The following is a 17872-nucleotide window of genomic DNA, read 5'->3' as shown; positions in this document are numbered from 1 at the left end:
TTCGCTCCTTTCCCAATAGCACCTGCCCTGCCATAAGATGCGAATTCTTCCGTTATTAACCTGCTGGGCTTTCTTTGCTTGGTCTGTCTTTGTTGCCTCGGCCGTCGTTGCGGACCAGCCGAAACGTGTCGATTTCAACACGGTCGTCCGCCCCATCCTGTCGGAGAACTGTTTCCATTGCCACGGTCCCGATGAAGAGGCTCGAGGCGGGGACCTTCGTTTGGATGTCGAAGCGGATGCAAAGGACTATGCCATTGTCGAAGGGGATTTGGAAGCAAGCGAGCTGATTACCCGCATTCTTGCGACCGATCCTGAGGATCGAATGCCCCCTGTCGACTCGGAACGCTCGCTGTCGAACGAAGAGATCGAAGCATTGAAACAGTGGGTCGCCGAGGGAGCTGAATATCAGGGGCACTGGTCGTTCAGCCCTCCTGTACGCCCCGAATTGCCGCTTCCCGAACGATCTGATCTTCAGCCCATCGATCGATTCGTGCAGGCTAAGCTTCGCGACGAAGGGATCTCCCCTGCCCCGCCTGCCGATCGCGAAACATTGCTTCGCCGAATCACTTTTGACATTACCGGCCTGCCTCCCACGCTGGCCGAGATGGACGCGTTTCTATCCGATGCGTCCCCCGATGCAGTGGAACGATTGGTTGACCGGCTGCTCTCCGATAAAGCCTTTGGCGAGCGAATGGCGGCCGAGTGGCTGGATGCGGCTCGGTACAGCGATACCTACGGCTATCAGGTCGATCGTGATCGGTTTGTCTGGCCATGGCGAGACTGGGTGATCGAATCGTTCAATCGAAATTTGCCTTACGACCAATTTATTACGGAGCAATTGGCTGGCGATCTGTTGCCGGACGCAAGTCGCGACCAGATCCTTGCGACGACCTTCAGTCGCTTGCACCCGCAAAAGGTCGAAGGAGGAAGCGTTCCCGAAGAGTTTAGGGCGGAGTACATCGCTGATCGCGTGCAAACGGTTGCGACGGCGGTCATGGGATTGACCTACGAATGTTGTCGATGCCACAGCCATAAATACGACCCGATCAGCCATGCGGAATACTACCAGCTGACCGCTTTTTTCGACAACATCGATGAAGCAGGACTCTACTCGTTCTTTACGCCTTCGGTCCCGACTCCAACCCTGACCCTGCCGACCGACAAGCAGCAGGCGGAGCTTGATAAGGCTGCTACAAAACTAAAAAACGTCTCAGCCGAATGGGATAAAACGTTAAAGACGCAGGCAAAAGTCTGGGAGAAAAGATTTGCCGAAAGCAAAGACCTGCAAGCCTTGCTCGACACTTCCTACGCAGACAAGCCACTGCTCCTCCAGCCGACATTGGTTCTGGAGTGTGATGAATCTCCGCCCGCCAAGAACTCTCTTGTCGATGGTGTCTTTGGCAAAGCCTTTCAGTTGACCGGCGACGATGCGGTTGGAACAAGTGTCGGGAATTTTAAACGCTCGCAACCTTTTGCCATCGCCGCTTGGATTCAAACCCCGGATGTGAAGGAGCGGGCCGTCATTTTTCACCGTTCGCGAGCTTGGACCGATGCGGCCAGTCGTGGCTATGAGCTACTGATTGAAGAGGGACGTTTGAAGTGGTCGCTGATCCATTTCTGGCCGGGCAATGCGATCAGTCTGCAAGCCGTTCAGCCGCTGCCGGTGGGAGAATGGGTGCACGTTGCCGTAACCTATGACGGTTCCAGTCGTGCGGCAGGCCTACAGATTTTCATGAATGGAAAGCCTGTCGAAAGCGAAGTGGTTCGTGATCGATTGCAGAAAAATATTACGGGTGGGGGCGGCGATAATATCGCGATTGGCGAACGCTTTCGTGATCGTGGTTTTAAAGGGGGGATGGTCGACCGTTTTCAGGTCTTTGATGGCCAGCTAACCGAGTTGGAAGTTCAGCGTTTGGCCGATTCCCAGCCGAACGATCTTGCTCAATTCACTCGAGATTTGGACACGACTAGCGAAGCGGTAAAGGCCCACCTGCTGCATCGCTTGGATCCTGTTGTTGGTGAACAGCGGGAGAAACTGCGTCAGGCTCGCGAGACTTACTGCAACCTGGAAAATTCGCTTCAAGAGATCATGGTGATGCGGGAATTGGATCCGCCGCGCCCCAGCTTCATTCGAATCCGAGGCGAATACGCGCAGATCGGAGAAGAGGTCCATCCGGGGACGCCTGCCGCGTTGCCTCCCTTCCCCGAAGCCGCACCTCGAAATCGTTTGGGGCTGACGCAGTGGCTGTTTGAAACCAAACCGCTGCATCCGCTGACCAGCCGCGTAGCGGTTAACCGCCTCTGGCAGATCGTTTTTGGAGTTGGCTTGGTGCGGACTCCGGAAGATTTTGGCAATCAGGGACAGCCACCAACCCATCCCGAATTATTGGATTGGTTGGCGGTCGACTTCGCCGAAAATGGCTGGGATACCAAACGGATGCTCAAGCAGATTTTTCTCAGTCAGACCTACCAGCAAGCAAGCAGCCATCCCGATTCCAAACTGGCTCAGCAAGATCCAGAGAACCGGTTGTTGGCTCGCTTTCCCAGCTATCGACTGCCTGCCGAAATGCTCCGTGATAACGCCCTGGCAATCAGCGGCCGACTGGTCGATAAGATTGGAGGGCCCCCCGTTAAACCGTACGAAATCGAAGCCTCGTTTAAGCCAAGTGGTCGAGACAAAGGTGCTGGGTTGTACCGTCGCAGTTTATATACCTACTGGAAACGGACCGGCCCTGCTCCAGCAATGATGACCCTGGACGCCGCCGCGAGAGACGTCTGCCGTGTTCAACGCGAACGCACTTCGTCTCCGTTGCAAGCGTTTGTGATTCTGAATGGGCCGCAGTACGTTGAAGCGGCTCGAGGCCTTGCCGAACAGATTGTTGGCGAATATGCAGAGCTTTCTTCCTCCGGTGAGGAAGAAAGCAAACCTGCCATGGTGAATCAGAAACTTGCAGACGCCGGGGTGCGGAAAGCGTTTCGGATCACTACCAGTCGACACCCTAGTGAAGCTCAAGCCGCTTTGTTGAGCCGATTGTTTGAATCGCAGCTTGAATATTTTACCGAGGATCCAAAACGAACTTCTGAGTATTTGGCGATCGGGGACGCACCGGTGAATGCTGATCTGGATGCTTCTAGCGTCGCAGCAATGACGGTGGTGGTCAGCACGCTTATGAATTTTGATTTAAGTATGGTGAAACGATGAATGAAAATTTCACGCGGCGCGGAATGTTACAGTCGATGGGCTTGGGCTTTGGTGGCTTAGCCGCTAGCCAAATGCTGGCAGGCGATTCCGCTGCGAATGGAATCCTCTCCCAGACCCATCATCCAAGCAAAGCCAAACGGGTGATCTTTCTGTTTCAGTCCGGAGGCCCTTCGCAGTTGGATTTGTTTGACCACAAGCCGTTGCTGAAGGAAAAGCAAGGACTGGAACTTCCCGATTCGGTTCGGGGCGGTCAACGATTAACCGGAATGAGTGGCAATCAGTCCAGTTTGCCCCTGGTCGGGTCCCCTTTCGAATTTAGGCCCGCTGGAGAATGTGGTACCGAGTTCAGTAGCGTGATACCTCACACCGCTTCGATTGCCGATGATATTTGCGTCGTCCGTTCGATGGTGACTGAAGCAATCAACCATGGCCCGGGCGTTACCTTCATGCAGTCAGGGGCGATGATTCCCGGACGACCAAGTATGGGAGCTTGGCTTGATTACGGACTGGGAACCGAAAATCAAGACTTGCCGGCGTTTGTCGTTATGGTCACAAAAGATCAGGGAGGTCAGCCGCTTAGTTCGGGGCTTTGGGGAAGCGGATTCCTCGCAAGTAAGCATCAGGGAGTTCGTTTTCGAAGTGGAGCGGATCCCGTGCTTTACCTGAATAACCCTGCGGGGATCGATTCGGAAAGTCGTCGCCGGGCCATGGATACGCTTGGGGAATTGCATCAGTTGCAACTGAATAGCCAGGCCGATGGGCAAATCGAAACACGGATTGCCCAGTATGAGTTGGCTTACCGGATGCAAGCTTCGATCCCCGAAGCAATCGACCTGTCGGATGAACCACAACACGTTTTAGATCAGTACGGACCGGATGCAGCCAACCCCGGGACCTTTGCCGCAAATTGTTTGATGGCCCGGCGTTTGGCAGAACGGGGCGTGCGATTTATCCAGTTGTATCATCCCGGTTGGGACCATCACGGCGGATTGCCAGGCGGTTTACCTAAGAAATGTCAACAGACCGATCAACCCGCGGCTGCGTTGGTAAAAGATCTTAAGCAAGCAGGCCTGCTGGACGACACACTGGTCGTTTGGAGCGGCGAATTTGGGCGTACCAATTACTGCCAAGGAAAACTGACCGCCAACAACTTCGGTCGCGATCACCATCCTCGATGTTTTAGTATGTGGATGGCCGGAGGGGGCGTGAAGCCGGGAATGAGCTACGGCCAAACCGATGAATACGGTTACAACGTGACGGAGAATCCTGTCCACGTGCATGACCTGCAGGCGACGATTTTGCACCTGCTAGGAATCGATCACGAACGGCTGACGTATAAGTACCAAGGACGTCAGTTCCGTTTGACCGACGTCCACGGGCACGTCGTCCATGACGTGCTCGGGTAGACGGCAGAGCGACGGGGGAACCGTTGCGGTCTTTTGAAAACCGCAACGTGTCGTTCACACGTCCGCTGCGAATCAGTCTTCGGTGACGATTTCGGCACCTTGAGTGGTGCTGAGTGCACGCCAGTTCAGAAGATCGATCGTTTCGGTAAACGCTTTAACCGATCCATCGCATCGAACCGCTTGCACGACGCTGGGATGCAGCGAACGCGAGGCGAACATGGTCGGATTGGATGTGGCCGTTACGTCACATGGCATGCCCGGAGCTTCATTGCAGTAGGAACTGCTGTAGATGCGGTCTGGCAAGGGACTGTTTGGGCCAAGGTAGGCCGTGAACCCTGACGCGTCGGCCCACCAGAGAAATCCACGCAAGTCGGACCCCTGCCCTTGCCGGACTTCACCAACCATCAAAGTGGAACTGGTGCCGTCGATCACATCTCTAAATCCGAATCGTTTGCCGGCCCCCGTTGGCGAAAAGGGAGCCCCACCAAAAACGACGCCGTTAAGCGTCGATTCTTGACTTTTACCGGTGTTCCCGTAATTCACGGCGTAGCTGTGGCTGGTAATATCTGAAATTGGCGAATTTTCTAGATCACTAGGGCAGGTGAAGGCGGCCAAGCGGCGTGTTGTAACGTTGGTTGTATTCGGGGCCGCTGAATAACGGACTCCTGATGAATTGCCCCAGTCGACATAAAGCTCGGAGAGGTTTCCTTGCTCCATGTAAGGTAACAGCAAAGGGAGCCATGTGCCGGCGCAACAGTTGGTTGCACCTGTAGGGAATTGTCCCAGAGAGTCATGATAGTTGTGCATTGCCAAACCAATCTGTTTTAGATTGTTGCTGCAAGACATTCGGCGGGCGGCCTCGCGGGCTGCTTGAACCGCAGGTAGCAAAAGGCCGACCAAAACGCCGATGATGGCGATCACGACCAACAGTTCGACAAGCGTGAATCCATGTCTTAGACGCATCTTCTTCATAATAAATCCTTCAAAAACTTCGTGGAATGAATCCCAATGTGGGATGGATAAGAAAAACTGAATTGGATTTTGGAGAGGCTGCTTCGTCGGTTTACTTTGTCAATTGGAAATCTAATTCCGTGTTTCCACCATCTTCGACTTCGATCTCTAATTCCGATTCGACGTTGTATCGCTTCGCGATAAGCTCCGGTTTCGCTGGCCGCGCTGATTCGGGGCCTGGAGGCGCTTCAGGATCGGGAACGGCCGTCCCCTCTAGGTCCGTTGAATAAATCCGGACCTCGTAGCTGCCTGGCATGGCTCCCTGAGCAGCGGGAATATCGAATTTGCCCTCTCGAATGGTGCCCCCTGTGATCGTGCCCGCAGTTACTGGGTGGAATTCGATGGTTCCCCGGTCAAGGGGAACCCCGTCAAGCGATACCGTTCCCGCTAGCGGATACTTGCCAGAATCGGGGGCCCCACAGCCCCCGAGAAGAAACAGGCCGATCAGTAGCACGCTAAATGGAAGACGGCTCCAGGAGAGATGCGGGGTGGGTCGAAACCTATTGCGGGGAAACGCTTGAAACATAAGAAAAGTCACTATTTGGGAGCTCAAGTCGCCAGGGCATTCGCCACCGGCGAACTCGGTAATGAATAGAACTGAATGCCCGAACACTCCTCTCGTTATACGGAATGAACACTATAAATCAAAAGAAAAATGTATATTAAATGCTCTTTTGATAAGCTTAGGTTATGCTGTTGACGATTGTGGATTAGAATTGAAAGCTAGACGGGGTGGACGGGAAAAGATGTCGCCCTTCGGTTTGGTGGACAACTTTCAAAAAATTTTTGCCGGCGGGGGGGAGGCATACGTTGTATCGCCCCAGATCTCAGCGTTTGGTCTGCGGTCCGGTTCGAATCTTGTCCGAGGGGTGTCCGCAGGCCGTTGGCGGGTCGTGAATGGCTGAAGAGGCAGGAGGTCGGTGGGCTTAGCAAAACATGAAGTGCGATCGATAAGTTGCCGTTAGCGCACAAAAAAAGCTAGAAGAGAAAACTCTTCTAGCTCAACGAATTTCAAAGAGACGCGGCGACTGATTAATCGCCAATAACTTCTCGACCTTGCGTCGTGCTTCGAGCACGCCAGAGATTTAGATCGATGGTTTCGGAGTGGATTTGGACGGAACCGTCACAGTTGACCGCTTGCACGACGCTTGGGTGAAGCGAGCGCGATGCAAACATCGTGGGGTTGGTACCCGACGAAACATCGCACGGCATTCCGGGGACTTCGTTGCAGTAATACGCGGTATAAATACGGTCAGGAAGGGGGCTGTTGGGGCCCAGGTAAGTGGTGAATCCAGACGCGTCACCCCACCACAGAAAACCGCGAAGGTCCGTCTTTTGGCCTTGCCTTACCTCGGCAACCATGAGAGTTGAACTGGTACCGTCGATCACATCGCGGAAACCGTATTTTTGGCCTAGCCGTGGTGCAAAAGGAGCGGATCCGAACGTGACACCATTCAGCGTTGCTTGCTGGGAGTATCCCGTATTCCCATAGTTCACTGCGTAACTATGGTTGACGATTCCTGAAAATGGAGCGTTGTCCAGATCGCTTGGGCAGCTGAATGCGGCCTGGCGCACGGTTGTCACGTTTGTCGTGTTAGGAGCGTGACTGTAGCGGGCTCCTGCGGTGTTACCCCAATCGACGTACAACTCGGCGATATTTCCCTGTTCCATATAAGGGAAGATAAGAGGCAACCAAGTGCCCCAGCAGCAGGATGACGATCCGGTTGGGAATTGTCCCAACGAGTCGTGGTAGTTGTGCATCGCCAAGCCAATCTGCTTTAGATTGTTGCCGCAGGACATTCGCCGTGCAGCCTCGCGTGCGGCCTGAACGGCCGGCAGGAGTAAACCAACAAGAACACCAATAATTGCGATAACCACTAGTAACTCGACTAGCGTGAAACCTCGTCTGCGTTTCGTGGGCATCATTATCACTCCGCATTTAGAAAAGGATGTTTGCCTGGCCCTCGAAAAATATTTGAGTGAGGGCGAATAGGGCAATGAAATAAACAAGACATCTGCTCGTTGCAGGTGTTTGCATTCCCTCCGATGAAGGGCTCGGCTCTCTCTCGATACGATCTACTTGGGCGTTTCTTGAATTTACCTCCGGGGATTAAAAGTCAGCGGGCTTGCACTGTCCGGCGAAACGTCAACATCAACGTCTCGTTCCGTTCTCGCGCGACTTTCGTCGACAGCTGACGGGTGGACTAATCTTTTTATAAAAAGGAATGATTTGCGTCGGAGTATGAGAGTATTGGGGGCTGCGGTCGTCTAAGAATCCAGTTCAAAAACCAACTCGGAGGTGCCACCTTCCGGAATCTCTGCGGTGAGTTCCGATTCAAGGTTGTAGCGTTTGTGGATTAGCTCTGGCTGCAACGGGCGGCGTTCGGATTCCGGGCCGGGAGGAAGATCATCTGGGACGATGGGAGCTGAGTCGACATCGGTCGAATAGACGCGTGCCTCGTACTTTCCGGGCAAAGCACCCTTCGTTGCGGGGATTTCGAAACGCCCGTCGCGAATCGTGCCGCCCGTAATCGTGCCAGTAGATAGAGGGTGAAATTCAATGGTCCCCCGATCCAGCATCGTGCCACCCAGCGTAACCGTTCCGGCGACCGGTACTCGGCCTCCCGTATCGGGGCTGCAGCCGCTGAGTGTGCCTGTCAGGCCTGCGGCCAGCACTGCACCTAAGAGGTAGCGTGGAATTTGATCGATCAGCCGAGCGTCTGCGTATGACATGAAAATCCCGTGAGATTTAAGAAATAGGTCGAGGCAGAATGGAGATCCGGTTGTTTTTTAGGGGGTGTTCTTTTTCCGTGCAGGTGTTTTTATAGAGGTGATGAATTCCCGATGCAAGCTAAATTAAATTTTCAGTCCTGGTGAGAAGTTTAGGTGTTCGTGATTGTGTCGTTTTTCAACATGCTCACCGCGTCACGCCACGCGGTTGTTAAAAGTGACGGCTTGCCGAACCTCAGGTGCGGGCCGCGCATGAAAAAAGCTAGAAGAGAAAACTCTTCTAGCTCAACGATTTTCACGGAGACGCGGCGACTGATTAATCGCTAATGACTTCGCCACCTTGGCTGGTACTTCGAGCTCGCCAGATATTCAGATCAATCGTTTCTGAATGGATTTGGACCGAACCATCGCAGTTGACCGCTTGCACAACACTCGGGTGCAATGAGCGTGAGGCAAACATCGTGGGGTTGGTGCCCGACGAAATGTCACACGGCATTCCGGGGACTTCCTTGCAGTAGCTGGATGAATAGATGCGGTCTGGAAGCGGGCTGTTAGGGCCCAGGTAAGTGGTGAATCCAGAAGCATCGCCCCACCATAGGAAGCCGCGAAGATCGCTTCCTTGACCTTGTCTCACTTCGGCAACCATCAAGGTTGAACTGGTGCCGTCGATCACGTCGCGGAACCCGTATTTTGTGCCTAGACGCGGCGCGAAAGGAGCTCCTCCAAATGTGACACCATTCAGCGTTGCTTGCTGGGTGTATCCGGTATTGCCATAGTTTACGGCGTAACTGTGGCTGGTAATCGAAGCGAGTGGAGCATTGTCCAAATCGCTTGGGCAGCTGAAGGCGGCCTGGCGGACGGTTGTAACGTTCGTCGTATTGGGAGCGCCCGAATAACGGACTGCAGTGGCTGAGGTGTTCCCCCAGTCGACGTACAGGTCAGCGATATTTCCCTGTTCCATGTAAGGAAGAATCAGCGGTAGCCATGTGCCCCAACAGCACGAAGACGACCCGGTTGGGAACTGGCCCAACGAGTCGTGGTAGTTGTGCATCGCCAATCCAATTTGCTTTAGATTGTTGCTGCAGGACATTCGTCGGGCAGCCTCGCGAGCTGCTTGGACGGCTGGGAGTAGCAAACCAACAAGAACACCAATAATTGCGATGACCACTAGTAGTTCAACTAGCGTAAAACCTCGCCTGCGTTTCGTCTGCATCTATTATCGCTCCAAAATGAGAAAAGTATGGTTGCCTTGTCCGGGGCGTCTTCTGTGAATAAGGGACAACGAGGCAATGAATTTAGTAAGACACCTGCTTAATGAAGGCGCTCTCGGTTCCCTTCCAATAAGGGCTCTGCGGTCTCTCTGATAAACTCTATAGGGGTGGTTTCTGGATGTACCTCTTCTAGCGCAAGAGTCCGTGGACAGGTTCGGTTCGGCCATACGTAGCTACCGATTACCGTTCGCGCACCCAGCTAGAGTTGTGGGTGGCGAAAATTTTGCAAGGCAGGGGATGCAAGGTGGGACTTGTAAGGGGGGGGCTTCCAAGCGAAGCGGCAAGTCGGCCGGGGGCGACTACGACTCTAGGTCAAAGACCAGTTCGGAGGTGCCGCCTTCTGGAATCTCTGCGGTCAGTTCGGTTTCGATGTTGTAGCGTTTGTTGATCCGCTCTGGCTGCAAAGGACGGCGTTCGGACTCTGGGCCCGGAGGAGCGTCAGTAGGCGCTTCAGCAGCCGCATCGACGTCGGTCGAAAAGATGCGAACTTCGTAACTGCCTGGGAAAGCTCCCGTTGTTGCGGGAATTTCGAAACGTCCGTCGCGAATCGTGCCACCGGTGATCGAACCGGTAGAGACGGGATGAAATTCAATGGTCCCCCGGTCCAGCATCGTTCCTCCAAGCGTAACCGTTCCGGCGACCGGCACGCGTCCACCAGTGTCGGGGCTGCAGCCACTGAACGTGCCCATTAAGCCTGCGGCAAAAACCGCACTTAAGAGGTAATGTGGAATTCGAGCGATCATCCTGCTGCCTGCGTTTGTCATGGAAATCCTGTGAATTCAAAAAAGTAGCCCGAGGTCGCAAATAGAAACGACCCTCTTTCGGGTGCTGATTCTACCGTACAGTGCTGTTTATAGGGTGATCTGGTTCCATATGCAAGCTAAGTATGGGGGAACGGTGAAAAGCATTCCTAGTGGTGGTTTGGTGCCCCCTGATTGCGTTTTCATGCCATCAAACGGTAGCAATCTTGAGCATTGGCAGGGGGCGATCGCTATGCGGAAAAGACCTGCGGTCGCACCGGAGTAAAGGCCTCGCCAAAGTCCGGGCGAGTGCCTTGCGCTGCAGCATCGCAAGACGCTAAGTGAAGCAAAATGTTTCGGTTCGGGAAGTCACTGCATGCTGTGAGTGGAGGCTAGACGATGCGTCGGTGTTCATTGAATTTTTCAGAGCACGATACGTCCGTTTCGTCTGCGATTCGCAAGGTTTGCGTTCGAAGGAGTCATCCTATGGAGACACGGATTTGCACCAAATGAAAACCCCGGTTCATCGGTTAGTAATTCTTTAGTCGCAAGCAGCTGAATTTATGGGGTTAATGGATGTACTCAAAAAAATCGTCAGCCAAGGCATCAAAGTTGAAAAAGTGGCAGGCGCGGAAGGAGGACTACACCGGTCGCCAGTAACGGCTAAACCTCACGGATATGGGATTCGCGTAGGTTAGCGGGCAGGTTGTTATGCGCGGTTCTTTTTGCCCGCTAATCACGCTAATGACGCTAATAAAAATCCAATGCTCGGTTTTGGGTCTGCTTGCCCAGAAAGTTTAGCCCTTGGTGAATTCACCTGGAGAGAGGCTTCGCCAGCAATCAACCAGCGGCCAAGAATTGCAAGGATCGGATTCGCGTAGATTCGCGGGCAGGATGTTATGCGCGGTTCTTTTTGCCCGCTAATCACGCTAATGACGCTAATAAAAATCCAATGCTCGGTTTTTGGTCTGCTCGCCTAGAAAGTTTAGTCCTTGGTGAATTCACCTGGAGAGAGGCTTCGCCAGCAACCAACTAGCGGCCAAGAATTGCGAGGATCGGATTCGCGTCGATTCGCGAGCAGGTTGCTTTGCGCGGTTCTTTTTGCCCGCTAATGACGCTTGTAAAAATCCAATGCTTGGTTTGTTGTCTGGTTGTCGCGAAGGTTGATCTTCACGTCCCTTCGCGACGCCTCTACTTCGTTGAGAGGGCTCAAGCCGCTTGCGTCAGCCCTGTTGGGGGCTGTCGCTGGCGGCTTTGTCTGCGGTTTGGATCGTAGGAAAAGCATGCGCTGCCGTTTCAGGATCGCGAGGGCACTAGTGCATCGCTTTGATGATGCTCCGCGCAAAACTGCCGACTTCGGTTAACACTTGCTGGCGATTCTCCGGCGTGACAGAAGCGATTCGGCGGACAAATGCGGAACCGACGATCAGGCCGTCAGCGACCGGTGCCAATCGCTTGGCGGTTTCCGGGCCGCTGATTCCAAAGCCGATGCAGATTGGTAGATCGGTTTGCTCTTTCAGCCAGGATACATTTTCAACTAGGTCGGTTGGCAGTTCCGTTCGTTCGCCGGTGATCCCGGTGACGGAGACGAAGTAAAGAAACCCGGTAGAGGATTCTGCAATCCGAATTTGCCGGTCGCGTGGAGTCGTGGGGGTTACCAGCTGGATTAAGCTGAAATCATGGGCTTTGCAGATTGCCGTTAGTTTCGCCGATTCTTCGACCAGCAGATCTGGAACAATCGCTCCGCTGTAGCCGGCGGCGAGTGCCCGTTGCACGTAGGTTTCCAAACCGATTCGGTTGATGATCGAATAACTGACCATCGTTACCAATGGCATGGCCGGTCGATCGGGGGCTTGCTGCTTGGGCAGGTTCGCTGCCATTTCAAACAACTGCTCCAAGCGAAATTTGCTATCCAGAGCTCGTTGATAGGACTCTTGGATCACCGGACCATCGGCGACCGGATCACTATAGGGGACTCCGACTTCACACATCGCAGCCCCGGCATCGGCCAGGGTTTCGATTAGCTCGCCGGTGAAAGCGATATCGGGATCCCCTGCCGTGATAAACGGCATGAGCGCTTTTTCGCCTTTGGCCCGGAGCTGCTGAAATAGATCGTCGATGGCTGACATTACGCTCTTCCTAGGTTCTTATTCATGTTTTTCTTGTACTGTTCCACGCCGGGTTGCCCGTAAGGATTGATTCCCAACAGTCGCCCTTCGATGACCGTTGCGATCATCAGCATCTGAAATAATTGTCCCAGGACATGGGTATCGATCGTGGGGAGCACGATGTCTGTCGTTGGCCGGCCGTCGGCGTGCAGGGCTTCGTTCGTCCCTTTGATGGCCGCGTCCATTAGTTGTGGCAGAGTCTTATCGGCAAGATCGTTCAGCCCATCCTGGTTGCGGTCGCTGTGTCCGACGGTCAGTGGATCGGTGCGGTAGTTTTTGACGATCACATTGTTGAAGACTTTGTCCGCGTGTCCTTGTTGGTGCTGCTGATGCCGGCTGTGCAGATCGCGTGTGTTGACGGTTGTCAGCGGGGTGGCACCTTTGCCCTCTTTGCCATTTGATTCAGCGAGCAATTGGTCGTACCACATTCCGACCGATTCCAGAGCTTTGCTCCAGACGCTCATGACGCGGATGTTGCAGCCGCGGTGTTTTTCCAGCAAGTGGTTGGTCGCTACATACTTGAGGACCACGTTGTCTTCGGGGGCCGCGTTTTTGAAATGTTCGTTCATCTCAACGGCTCCGGCAAGCAACTGCATGCAGTCCAGGCCAAGGATTGCCGCTGGCAGAAGGCCGACGGCAGAGAGCACGCTAAATCGGCCTCCGACTCCATCGGGGACTGCAAAGATTTCAGGGCAGCCGATCTGAGTTGCCAAGTCGTGAAGTTTTCCGCTTTCACCCGTCACAGGAAAGACAAAATCGGAAAGCTGGCTGGCGGCGTCCTTGTCGAGCGATTTCTCAAGGGCAGCAAGGAACTGCCGAAAGGCAACGGCAGTTTCCATCGTGCCACCACTTTTGCTGATGACACAGATGCCCCAGCGATCGGAGACGGCTGTATCTTCGCAGCTGCCCGCTGCCAAACGCTGTAGCAACGCCGAGGAGGCGTCATTATCAACGTTGTTTCCTTCGAAATACATTCGCGGTTTGCTGCCGCGGCGGCCTCGGGATAGCTCGTTGTGATAGGGATCACAGCAAGCTTCCATCATCGCTCGGGCACCCATGTACGATCCGCCGATACCCAGGGTCACGACGGCATCTAGGCGGTCGTGCATGCCATTGGCGACATTGAAAATCCGCCCTAGTTCGCTCGCGTCACGATGTTTTTCGTACGCGGCCAACTGTTCTTCTGGAAGCCAGAAAAATCGAGCGTCTAGCGGTTGTTTTTCACTTGGAATGTTGCCGCTAGCATATTGCTGAGGATCGACATCGACCATTTCTTGGCGAAGAGGCAGCAGCGATTCGAGGCATTGCGACAATTGAGATTCGGTGATGCCATATTCAGGGTTTAAGGCCCCCGAGGGATCAAATTGCAGCAAAGCCATTGAGAATCCTTTTTTTCTGCGGTCTGAGAGGTGTTTTGGTCGATCTGAGAAAGGCCCATCGTACAACCTCAGCGCGGTTGTCTGTAGACGGGTTGGCAGCGTGATTTACCGATCCCTCTTTTTTGCCCCCTCCTCTGGCAGGATGCCTTCGGTTTGTTTCCCCTAAATTCCACTGCGGCGGCCAGTCCTTCGGTTCAGCCGACCACGCCCACGCTACGCACCTTCCGCCGAGTCGGGGTGGTGGGGGTGATCCTCTTGTTGGGATTGGTGGTCGATCAAGGGACAAAGTTGTGGGCTTTGGATCAACTGCAGCCTCATGGAGTGCTGCGATTCGGGGAGGATACGGTTCGTTTGCAGCTAGCAAGGAATCCAGGTGGCTTTTGGGGAGCTGGGGAAAATCTTTCGGTTTCGGCCCGTTACGGCCTCTTCGTTGTTTTTAATATCGGCCTGCTGGGGTCGATCGCCTGGTTCCTGTGTGTCCCGGCAATGGTGCCGCGAATGCTTCGAATCGGTTTAGGGCTTCTGCTGATTGGGGGAATTGGAAACCTGCTTGATCGCCTGGTCCACCGCGGTGAGGTCATCGATTTTTTAAGCATGCGATTAGGGGCGTTCCAAACAGGCATCTTTAACTTTGCCGATGTCGCAATCACCGCCGGGATCGCAATCGTCATCGCCCAAGCGATCGTAGGGGTCGTTCAGGCTCACCGATCCGAATTTGCCTAGCTCGAAGTGGCCGCGATGCATCAAGCCGCCCGAACTCTTTCTTGGTGGATCGGCACAAGCCGACCGGCCTCATTCTGTTTTCTCTGCGATTGCCGGACGGCTTGCGGCGTTCCGCTAAGAAAGTAGATCGCCGTCGCCGCCATTGATCTTTTTCCCGCGGAACCTTTTTTCCCGTGGAACGAAGACGTCCACCTGCGGGGCGCCGTCGGTTCGGATCAACCGTGTGGTTTTTTGTTAGACTGCCCTTGTTGGCTGGCTTGTCTCATTTCGATCAAGCTGCAAATTTGTTGTCTTGAATGTCAGAAATGATTATGTCCGATTCGCAAGAGCCTACGCCTTCATCGCCCGATTCCGTGGATGTCTTTGTTGCGACCTTGGCGGAAGGAGACGGTTACGCCAAACCGATTCGAACCGGTTCGCCATTTGTCAGCGATCCGCCCGAGGTCTATGCACGGGCTCGGTTGGCCATTCAGATGCGGCGAGAATTCGAAGCCGGGATGTGGCGCAACACGGCAAGTGGTGCGACTTTGGCTTCCGGTTTATTGTTGTTCTTTGTGGTGGTGGCGATGTGGGTGTTCCCCCCCGGAGCCTTGTTGATCGCTGGTCTGGGGGGCCTGATGGGATTGTTGGGCCTGACGTCGGTCTATCCGCGCTGGTCGCTTGGATTTTTGCTTGGTCACGTCGGTCTGTTTGTCGCCACGTTTGGGCGGACGGTTTCGTTTTAGGCAGGCGAAATTTAGACAGGCGAACGTTGGGTCGGCGCATAAAAAAACATCGAGTTCCCAAAGGGAAAACTCGATGCTTGTTCGTGATTCGGTGAAGTCACCTCATACGATTTTACTCGTCTAGCAAGCGGACGTTTTCTGCGCGAGGGCCTTTAGGGCCTTGTCCTACGCTGTACTCGACGCGCTGTCCTTCACGAAGCTCTTCGTACGTCGTGCCTTCGACGTTCGAGCAGTGAAAGAACATGTCGTTCGAGGTGTCGGTTGAAATAAAACCAAAACCTTTGTCGGTCAGGCGTTTAATCGTGCCTTCTGCCATCTCTGTTACCCAGTACTCTCAAAAACAATGTGTCGCTGGCCATCCGAGAAACGCTCTTGGATTTTCAACAACATCTTGGACCGTGTGTTACCACCCGGCCCGCTACATAGCGACCTCCACCATAGCGTTTCTTGAGGCTGGGGCGAGGGTTATTTACTGATATTTTGAAACATTTCTTGAAATAGACCTTTTTGCTAGGCAATTAGGCCTGTTTTGAGGCTATTTGTATGGCATTAAGAGGGGCGGGGACGAGACATTTAGGAGTTCTGACCAGCCGTTTTCACTGATCATTTGTCCTAGTTTTGCGGTCGCCGCATAATCGCTGTCGCTCTCGCCACGGTGCGTCAGGCGGTTGCCAAGTCTTCGGCAAAGCGTGTCGGCGGCCTGCCGGGTGATCGGGTCGTCGCTGGAAGCGGCGTAAAGGGAGGTGACCAGCATGACGACAGCATCTTGTACCCGAGTCGAAGCGGCGTTGATGCGGCATTGGCGGTTGGCCAGTTGTAGTTGAAGTCGCCGCATCATCGCTGAAATCTGGTCACCGCTTTTCGCCAGGATCCGCTGGGCGACGGTCGCATGGCTTTGCAGGTCGCCAGGCATGTTGGGCAACACATCCCAGGGACTGCCACGCAAGGTCCGCCCTGTCATCCAGCGTGCATAGCGGAACAGCGAGCTGCGGACAGCCCATGCGTGCCGAGGATTCAATAGGTTGGGTTTGCTAATCCCCGCGGTCGCAAACGTTCTTCCGATCGATTCGAAGTACTCTCTTCCATGCTGTTTTACTAACGATTTGAATAACGCCATGCTTAGCATTTCCCCTTCCCCTTCGTAGATGCAGGGGGCGAGGAATTCGTGAACGTTTTCGCCGAACCAATGCCCATGCAGGAACGATCGCCCGCCGTGCGTTTTCATGACCAGTTCGATGGCCGCTTCTTTTTGCATTTCGCTGCCAAAAATCTTCGCGACGACACACTCCATTTCGCCTCGGTATCCCCGGTCAATCAGATCGCTACACCAAGCAACCAATGCATCGGCCCCGACGATCGCTCCAGCGAGTCTGCCGATCCGGTAGCGAACCAGTTCCCGTTTCTCGATCGCTTGTCCGTAGGTTTCGCGGTACGCCGTCCAGGGAAGCAGACCGGCCAGCATCGATCGCATGGTTCCCGCAGCGTTGGCGCACAAAGCAATGCGTCCCAGATTCAGGCCATGATAGGCAACGGTTAAGCCATCTCCGGTTAGTGGTTTCAATCGGTTCGCCGCCGGAACTCGGAAGTTTCTAAAGACGATCCCACAGTTGTGGGCATGTTTCAACGCATGCAGTCCATATCGTCTTAGGTAGAAATGTTCGCTTTCGGTTTCCGGCAGTTCCACGATCAGGACCGCCGGCCGCCCTTCGATCCGGCAAACCAATCCAATGGTTCGTCCGGGAAGGACGTTGGTGATAAACAGTTTTTCTCCATTGATGATGTACTCGTCTCGGTCCAGCACTGCCGTCGTTTTTAGAGCGGTTAAGTCGCTTCCCGCACAAGGTTCCGTCAACGCAAATGCCGACAATCGGTTGCCGTTGGCTAGGTCCGGCAAAAAGCGAGCTTGCTGTTCCGGCGTTCCAAAGGTGCGCACGGGGTCGACTGCACCGATACAGCCATGGACGGAGGCAAGGCCCGCGACCGTCGGATCGACGGTCGCCATCTGAGTGATCATTTGGGCGAAATGCCGGAAGGACCACCCTCCCCCTCCGAATCTCGGATGGATCAGAAGTCCCCAGTAGCCTTCTCTTCCTAGTTCGTTGAGGACGTTGGCGGAAATCTTGTTGTCCTGGTCAAGCAGCGTTTCCTGTTCTTGATGCCTGCGGACAATTGCCGTGCAGCGATCGATGGTTTCCTGGACGTTGAGAGGCGTTTTGTTGTGGGCGATTGAATCGGGAAACGAAGCCGGGCCGGCGGAAAGACGTTCTGCCGGATGAGCCTGAAACGACGCCGTATCGACTTCGTTGCTCCAGACAGCTCGGTGGATGGGACTGTTGACGGTTTGGTACTGCGGGGCAAACAGCATTTCGATTTGATCATCGGCCGTATCCAATTGGCCTGTCCGGCGCGATTCGTCTTCGCCAGCACCTCCTAGTCGGAGTGCGGTTTCCGCGAAGGAGACGGTCGGGGGCTCCGGTGCTTCGTGGCGTTTGGGCATGTGAGTACTCATCTGTAGGC

The 17872-nt window shown here is 54.3% G+C and carries 14 protein-coding genes; 4 read left to right on the top strand and 10 right to left on the bottom strand.

Features of this window, described 5'->3' with window-relative positions; all coding sequences use genetic code 11:
• Positions 1 to 37 precede the first annotated feature (37 nt).
• Both FF011L_RS19360 and FF011L_RS19355 read left to right on the top strand, forming a co-directional pair.
• Positions 38 to 3202, top strand: coding sequence for a DUF1553 domain-containing protein (locus FF011L_RS19360; protein ID WP_145353433.1), 3165 nt, complete (start codon positions 38 to 40; stop codon positions 3200 to 3202).
• Positions 3199 to 4608, top strand: a complete 1410-nt coding sequence (locus FF011L_RS19355) for a DUF1501 domain-containing protein (RefSeq protein WP_145353431.1) — start codon at positions 3199 to 3201, stop codon at positions 4606 to 4608. Before FF011L_RS19360 ends, FF011L_RS19355 begins: the two co-directional genes overlap by 4 nt.
• Before the next feature lie 72 nt (positions 4609 to 4680).
• On the opposite strand, the gene FF011L_RS19350 is transcribed toward FF011L_RS19355, so the two are convergent.
• The 8 genes from FF011L_RS19350 to FF011L_RS19315 form a co-directional block, all read right to left on the bottom strand.
• Complete coding sequence (locus FF011L_RS19350; protein ID WP_218932745.1) at positions 4681 to 5580, bottom strand: DUF1559 domain-containing protein; 900 nt, start codon at positions 5578 to 5580, stop codon at positions 4681 to 4683.
• 91 nt (positions 5581 to 5671) lie between these two features.
• Positions 5672 to 6073 carry a hypothetical protein gene (locus FF011L_RS19345; protein WP_145353429.1) on the bottom strand — a complete coding sequence of 134 codons (402 nt, stop codon included), beginning with the start codon at positions 6071 to 6073 and terminating at the stop codon, positions 5672 to 5674.
• A 578-nt stretch (positions 6074 to 6651) separates the two neighbouring features.
• Entirely contained in the window at positions 6652 to 7542 is an 891-nt protein-coding gene (locus FF011L_RS19340; RefSeq protein WP_145353427.1) for a DUF1559 domain-containing protein, read from the bottom strand.
• 345 nt (positions 7543 to 7887) lie between these two features.
• Positions 7888 to 8352, bottom strand: a complete 465-nt coding sequence (locus FF011L_RS19335) for a hypothetical protein (RefSeq protein ID WP_145353425.1) — start codon at positions 8350 to 8352, stop codon at positions 7888 to 7890.
• A gap of 313 nt (positions 8353 to 8665) precedes the next feature.
• Complete coding sequence (locus FF011L_RS19330; RefSeq protein WP_145353423.1) at positions 8666 to 9562, bottom strand: DUF1559 domain-containing protein; 897 nt, start codon at positions 9560 to 9562, stop codon at positions 8666 to 8668.
• Positions 9563 to 9919: 357 nt separating this feature from the next.
• Complete coding sequence (locus FF011L_RS19325; RefSeq protein WP_145353421.1) at positions 9920 to 10384, bottom strand: hypothetical protein; 465 nt, start codon at positions 10382 to 10384, stop codon at positions 9920 to 9922.
• Between the two features lie 1289 nt (positions 10385 to 11673).
• Complete coding sequence (gene trpA, locus FF011L_RS19320; RefSeq protein WP_145353419.1) at positions 11674 to 12489, bottom strand: tryptophan synthase subunit alpha; 816 nt, start codon at positions 12487 to 12489, stop codon at positions 11674 to 11676.
• The gene (locus FF011L_RS19315) at positions 12489 to 13907 is read right to left on the bottom strand and encodes a glucose-6-phosphate isomerase (protein ID WP_145353417.1); all 1419 of its coding nucleotides are present in this window, start codon (positions 13905 to 13907) and stop codon (positions 12489 to 12491) included. The genes trpA and FF011L_RS19315 overlap by 1 nt, the downstream gene beginning before the upstream one ends.
• A 153-nt stretch (positions 13908 to 14060) precedes the next feature.
• On the opposite strand from FF011L_RS19315, the gene lspA reads away from it, so the two are divergent.
• Entirely contained in the window at positions 14061 to 14630 is a 570-nt protein-coding gene (lspA, locus tag FF011L_RS19310; protein WP_218932744.1) for a signal peptidase II, read from the top strand.
• Positions 14631 to 14926: 296 nt separating this feature from the next.
• A complete protein-coding gene (locus tag FF011L_RS19305; RefSeq protein ID WP_145353413.1) occupies positions 14927 to 15355 on the top strand; it encodes a hypothetical protein in 429 nt (142 codons plus the stop codon).
• A 112-nt stretch (positions 15356 to 15467) separates the two neighbouring features.
• Here the strand turns inward: FF011L_RS19305 and FF011L_RS19300 are convergent, their stop codons facing one another.
• Positions 15468 to 15671: a cold-shock protein gene (locus tag FF011L_RS19300; protein WP_145353411.1), complete on the bottom strand. Its 204-nt coding sequence runs from the start codon at positions 15669 to 15671 to the stop codon at positions 15468 to 15470.
• 219 nt (positions 15672 to 15890) lie between these two features.
• Positions 15891 to 17864 carry an acyl-CoA dehydrogenase family protein gene (locus FF011L_RS19295; protein ID WP_218932743.1) on the bottom strand — a complete coding sequence of 658 codons (1974 nt, stop codon included), beginning with the start codon at positions 17862 to 17864 and terminating at the stop codon, positions 15891 to 15893.
• Positions 17865 to 17872: the final 8 nt, after the last annotated feature.

This window comes from Roseimaritima multifibrata, from assembly GCF_007741495.1.
GTDB lineage: Bacteria > Planctomycetota > Planctomycetia > Pirellulales > Pirellulaceae > Roseimaritima > Roseimaritima multifibrata.
Note: the sequence above shows the minus strand (reverse complement) of the source record. Positions and strands in the feature narration are given on the sequence as shown.

Bases quoted from the DNA above. Each gene is read 5' to 3' on its own strand.
- FF011L_RS19360 (WP_145353433.1), top strand. From the start codon at position 38: ATGCGAATTCTTCCGTTATTAACCTGCTGGGCTTTCTTTGCTTGGTCT.
- FF011L_RS19355 (WP_145353431.1), top strand. From the start codon at position 3,199: ATGAATGAAAATTTCACGCGGCGCGGAATGTTACAGTCGATGGGCTTG.
- FF011L_RS19350 (WP_218932745.1), bottom strand. From the start codon at position 5,580: ATGAAGAAGATGCGTCTAAGACATGGATTCACGCTTGTCGAACTGTTG.
- FF011L_RS19340 (WP_145353427.1), bottom strand. From the start codon at position 7,542: ATGCCCACGAAACGCAGACGAGGTTTCACGCTAGTCGAGTTACTAGTG.
- FF011L_RS19335 (WP_145353425.1), bottom strand. From the start codon at position 8,352: ATGTCATACGCAGACGCTCGGCTGATCGATCAAATTCCACGCTACCTC.
- FF011L_RS19330 (WP_145353423.1), bottom strand. From the start codon at position 9,562: ATGCAGACGAAACGCAGGCGAGGTTTTACGCTAGTTGAACTACTAGTG.
- FF011L_RS19325 (WP_145353421.1), bottom strand. From the start codon at position 10,384: ATGACAAACGCAGGCAGCAGGATGATCGCTCGAATTCCACATTACCTC.
- trpA (WP_145353419.1), bottom strand. From the start codon at position 12,489: ATGTCAGCCATCGACGATCTATTTCAGCAGCTCCGGGCCAAAGGCGAA.
- FF011L_RS19315 (WP_145353417.1), bottom strand. From the start codon at position 13,907: ATGGCTTTGCTGCAATTTGATCCCTCGGGGGCCTTAAACCCTGAATAT.
- FF011L_RS19305 (WP_145353413.1), top strand. From the start codon at position 14,927: ATGTCAGAAATGATTATGTCCGATTCGCAAGAGCCTACGCCTTCATCG.
- FF011L_RS19300 (WP_145353411.1), bottom strand. From the start codon at position 15,671: ATGGCAGAAGGCACGATTAAACGCCTGACCGACAAAGGTTTTGGTTTT.
- FF011L_RS19295 (WP_218932743.1), bottom strand. From the start codon at position 17,864: ATGAGTACTCACATGCCCAAACGCCACGAAGCACCGGAGCCCCCGACC.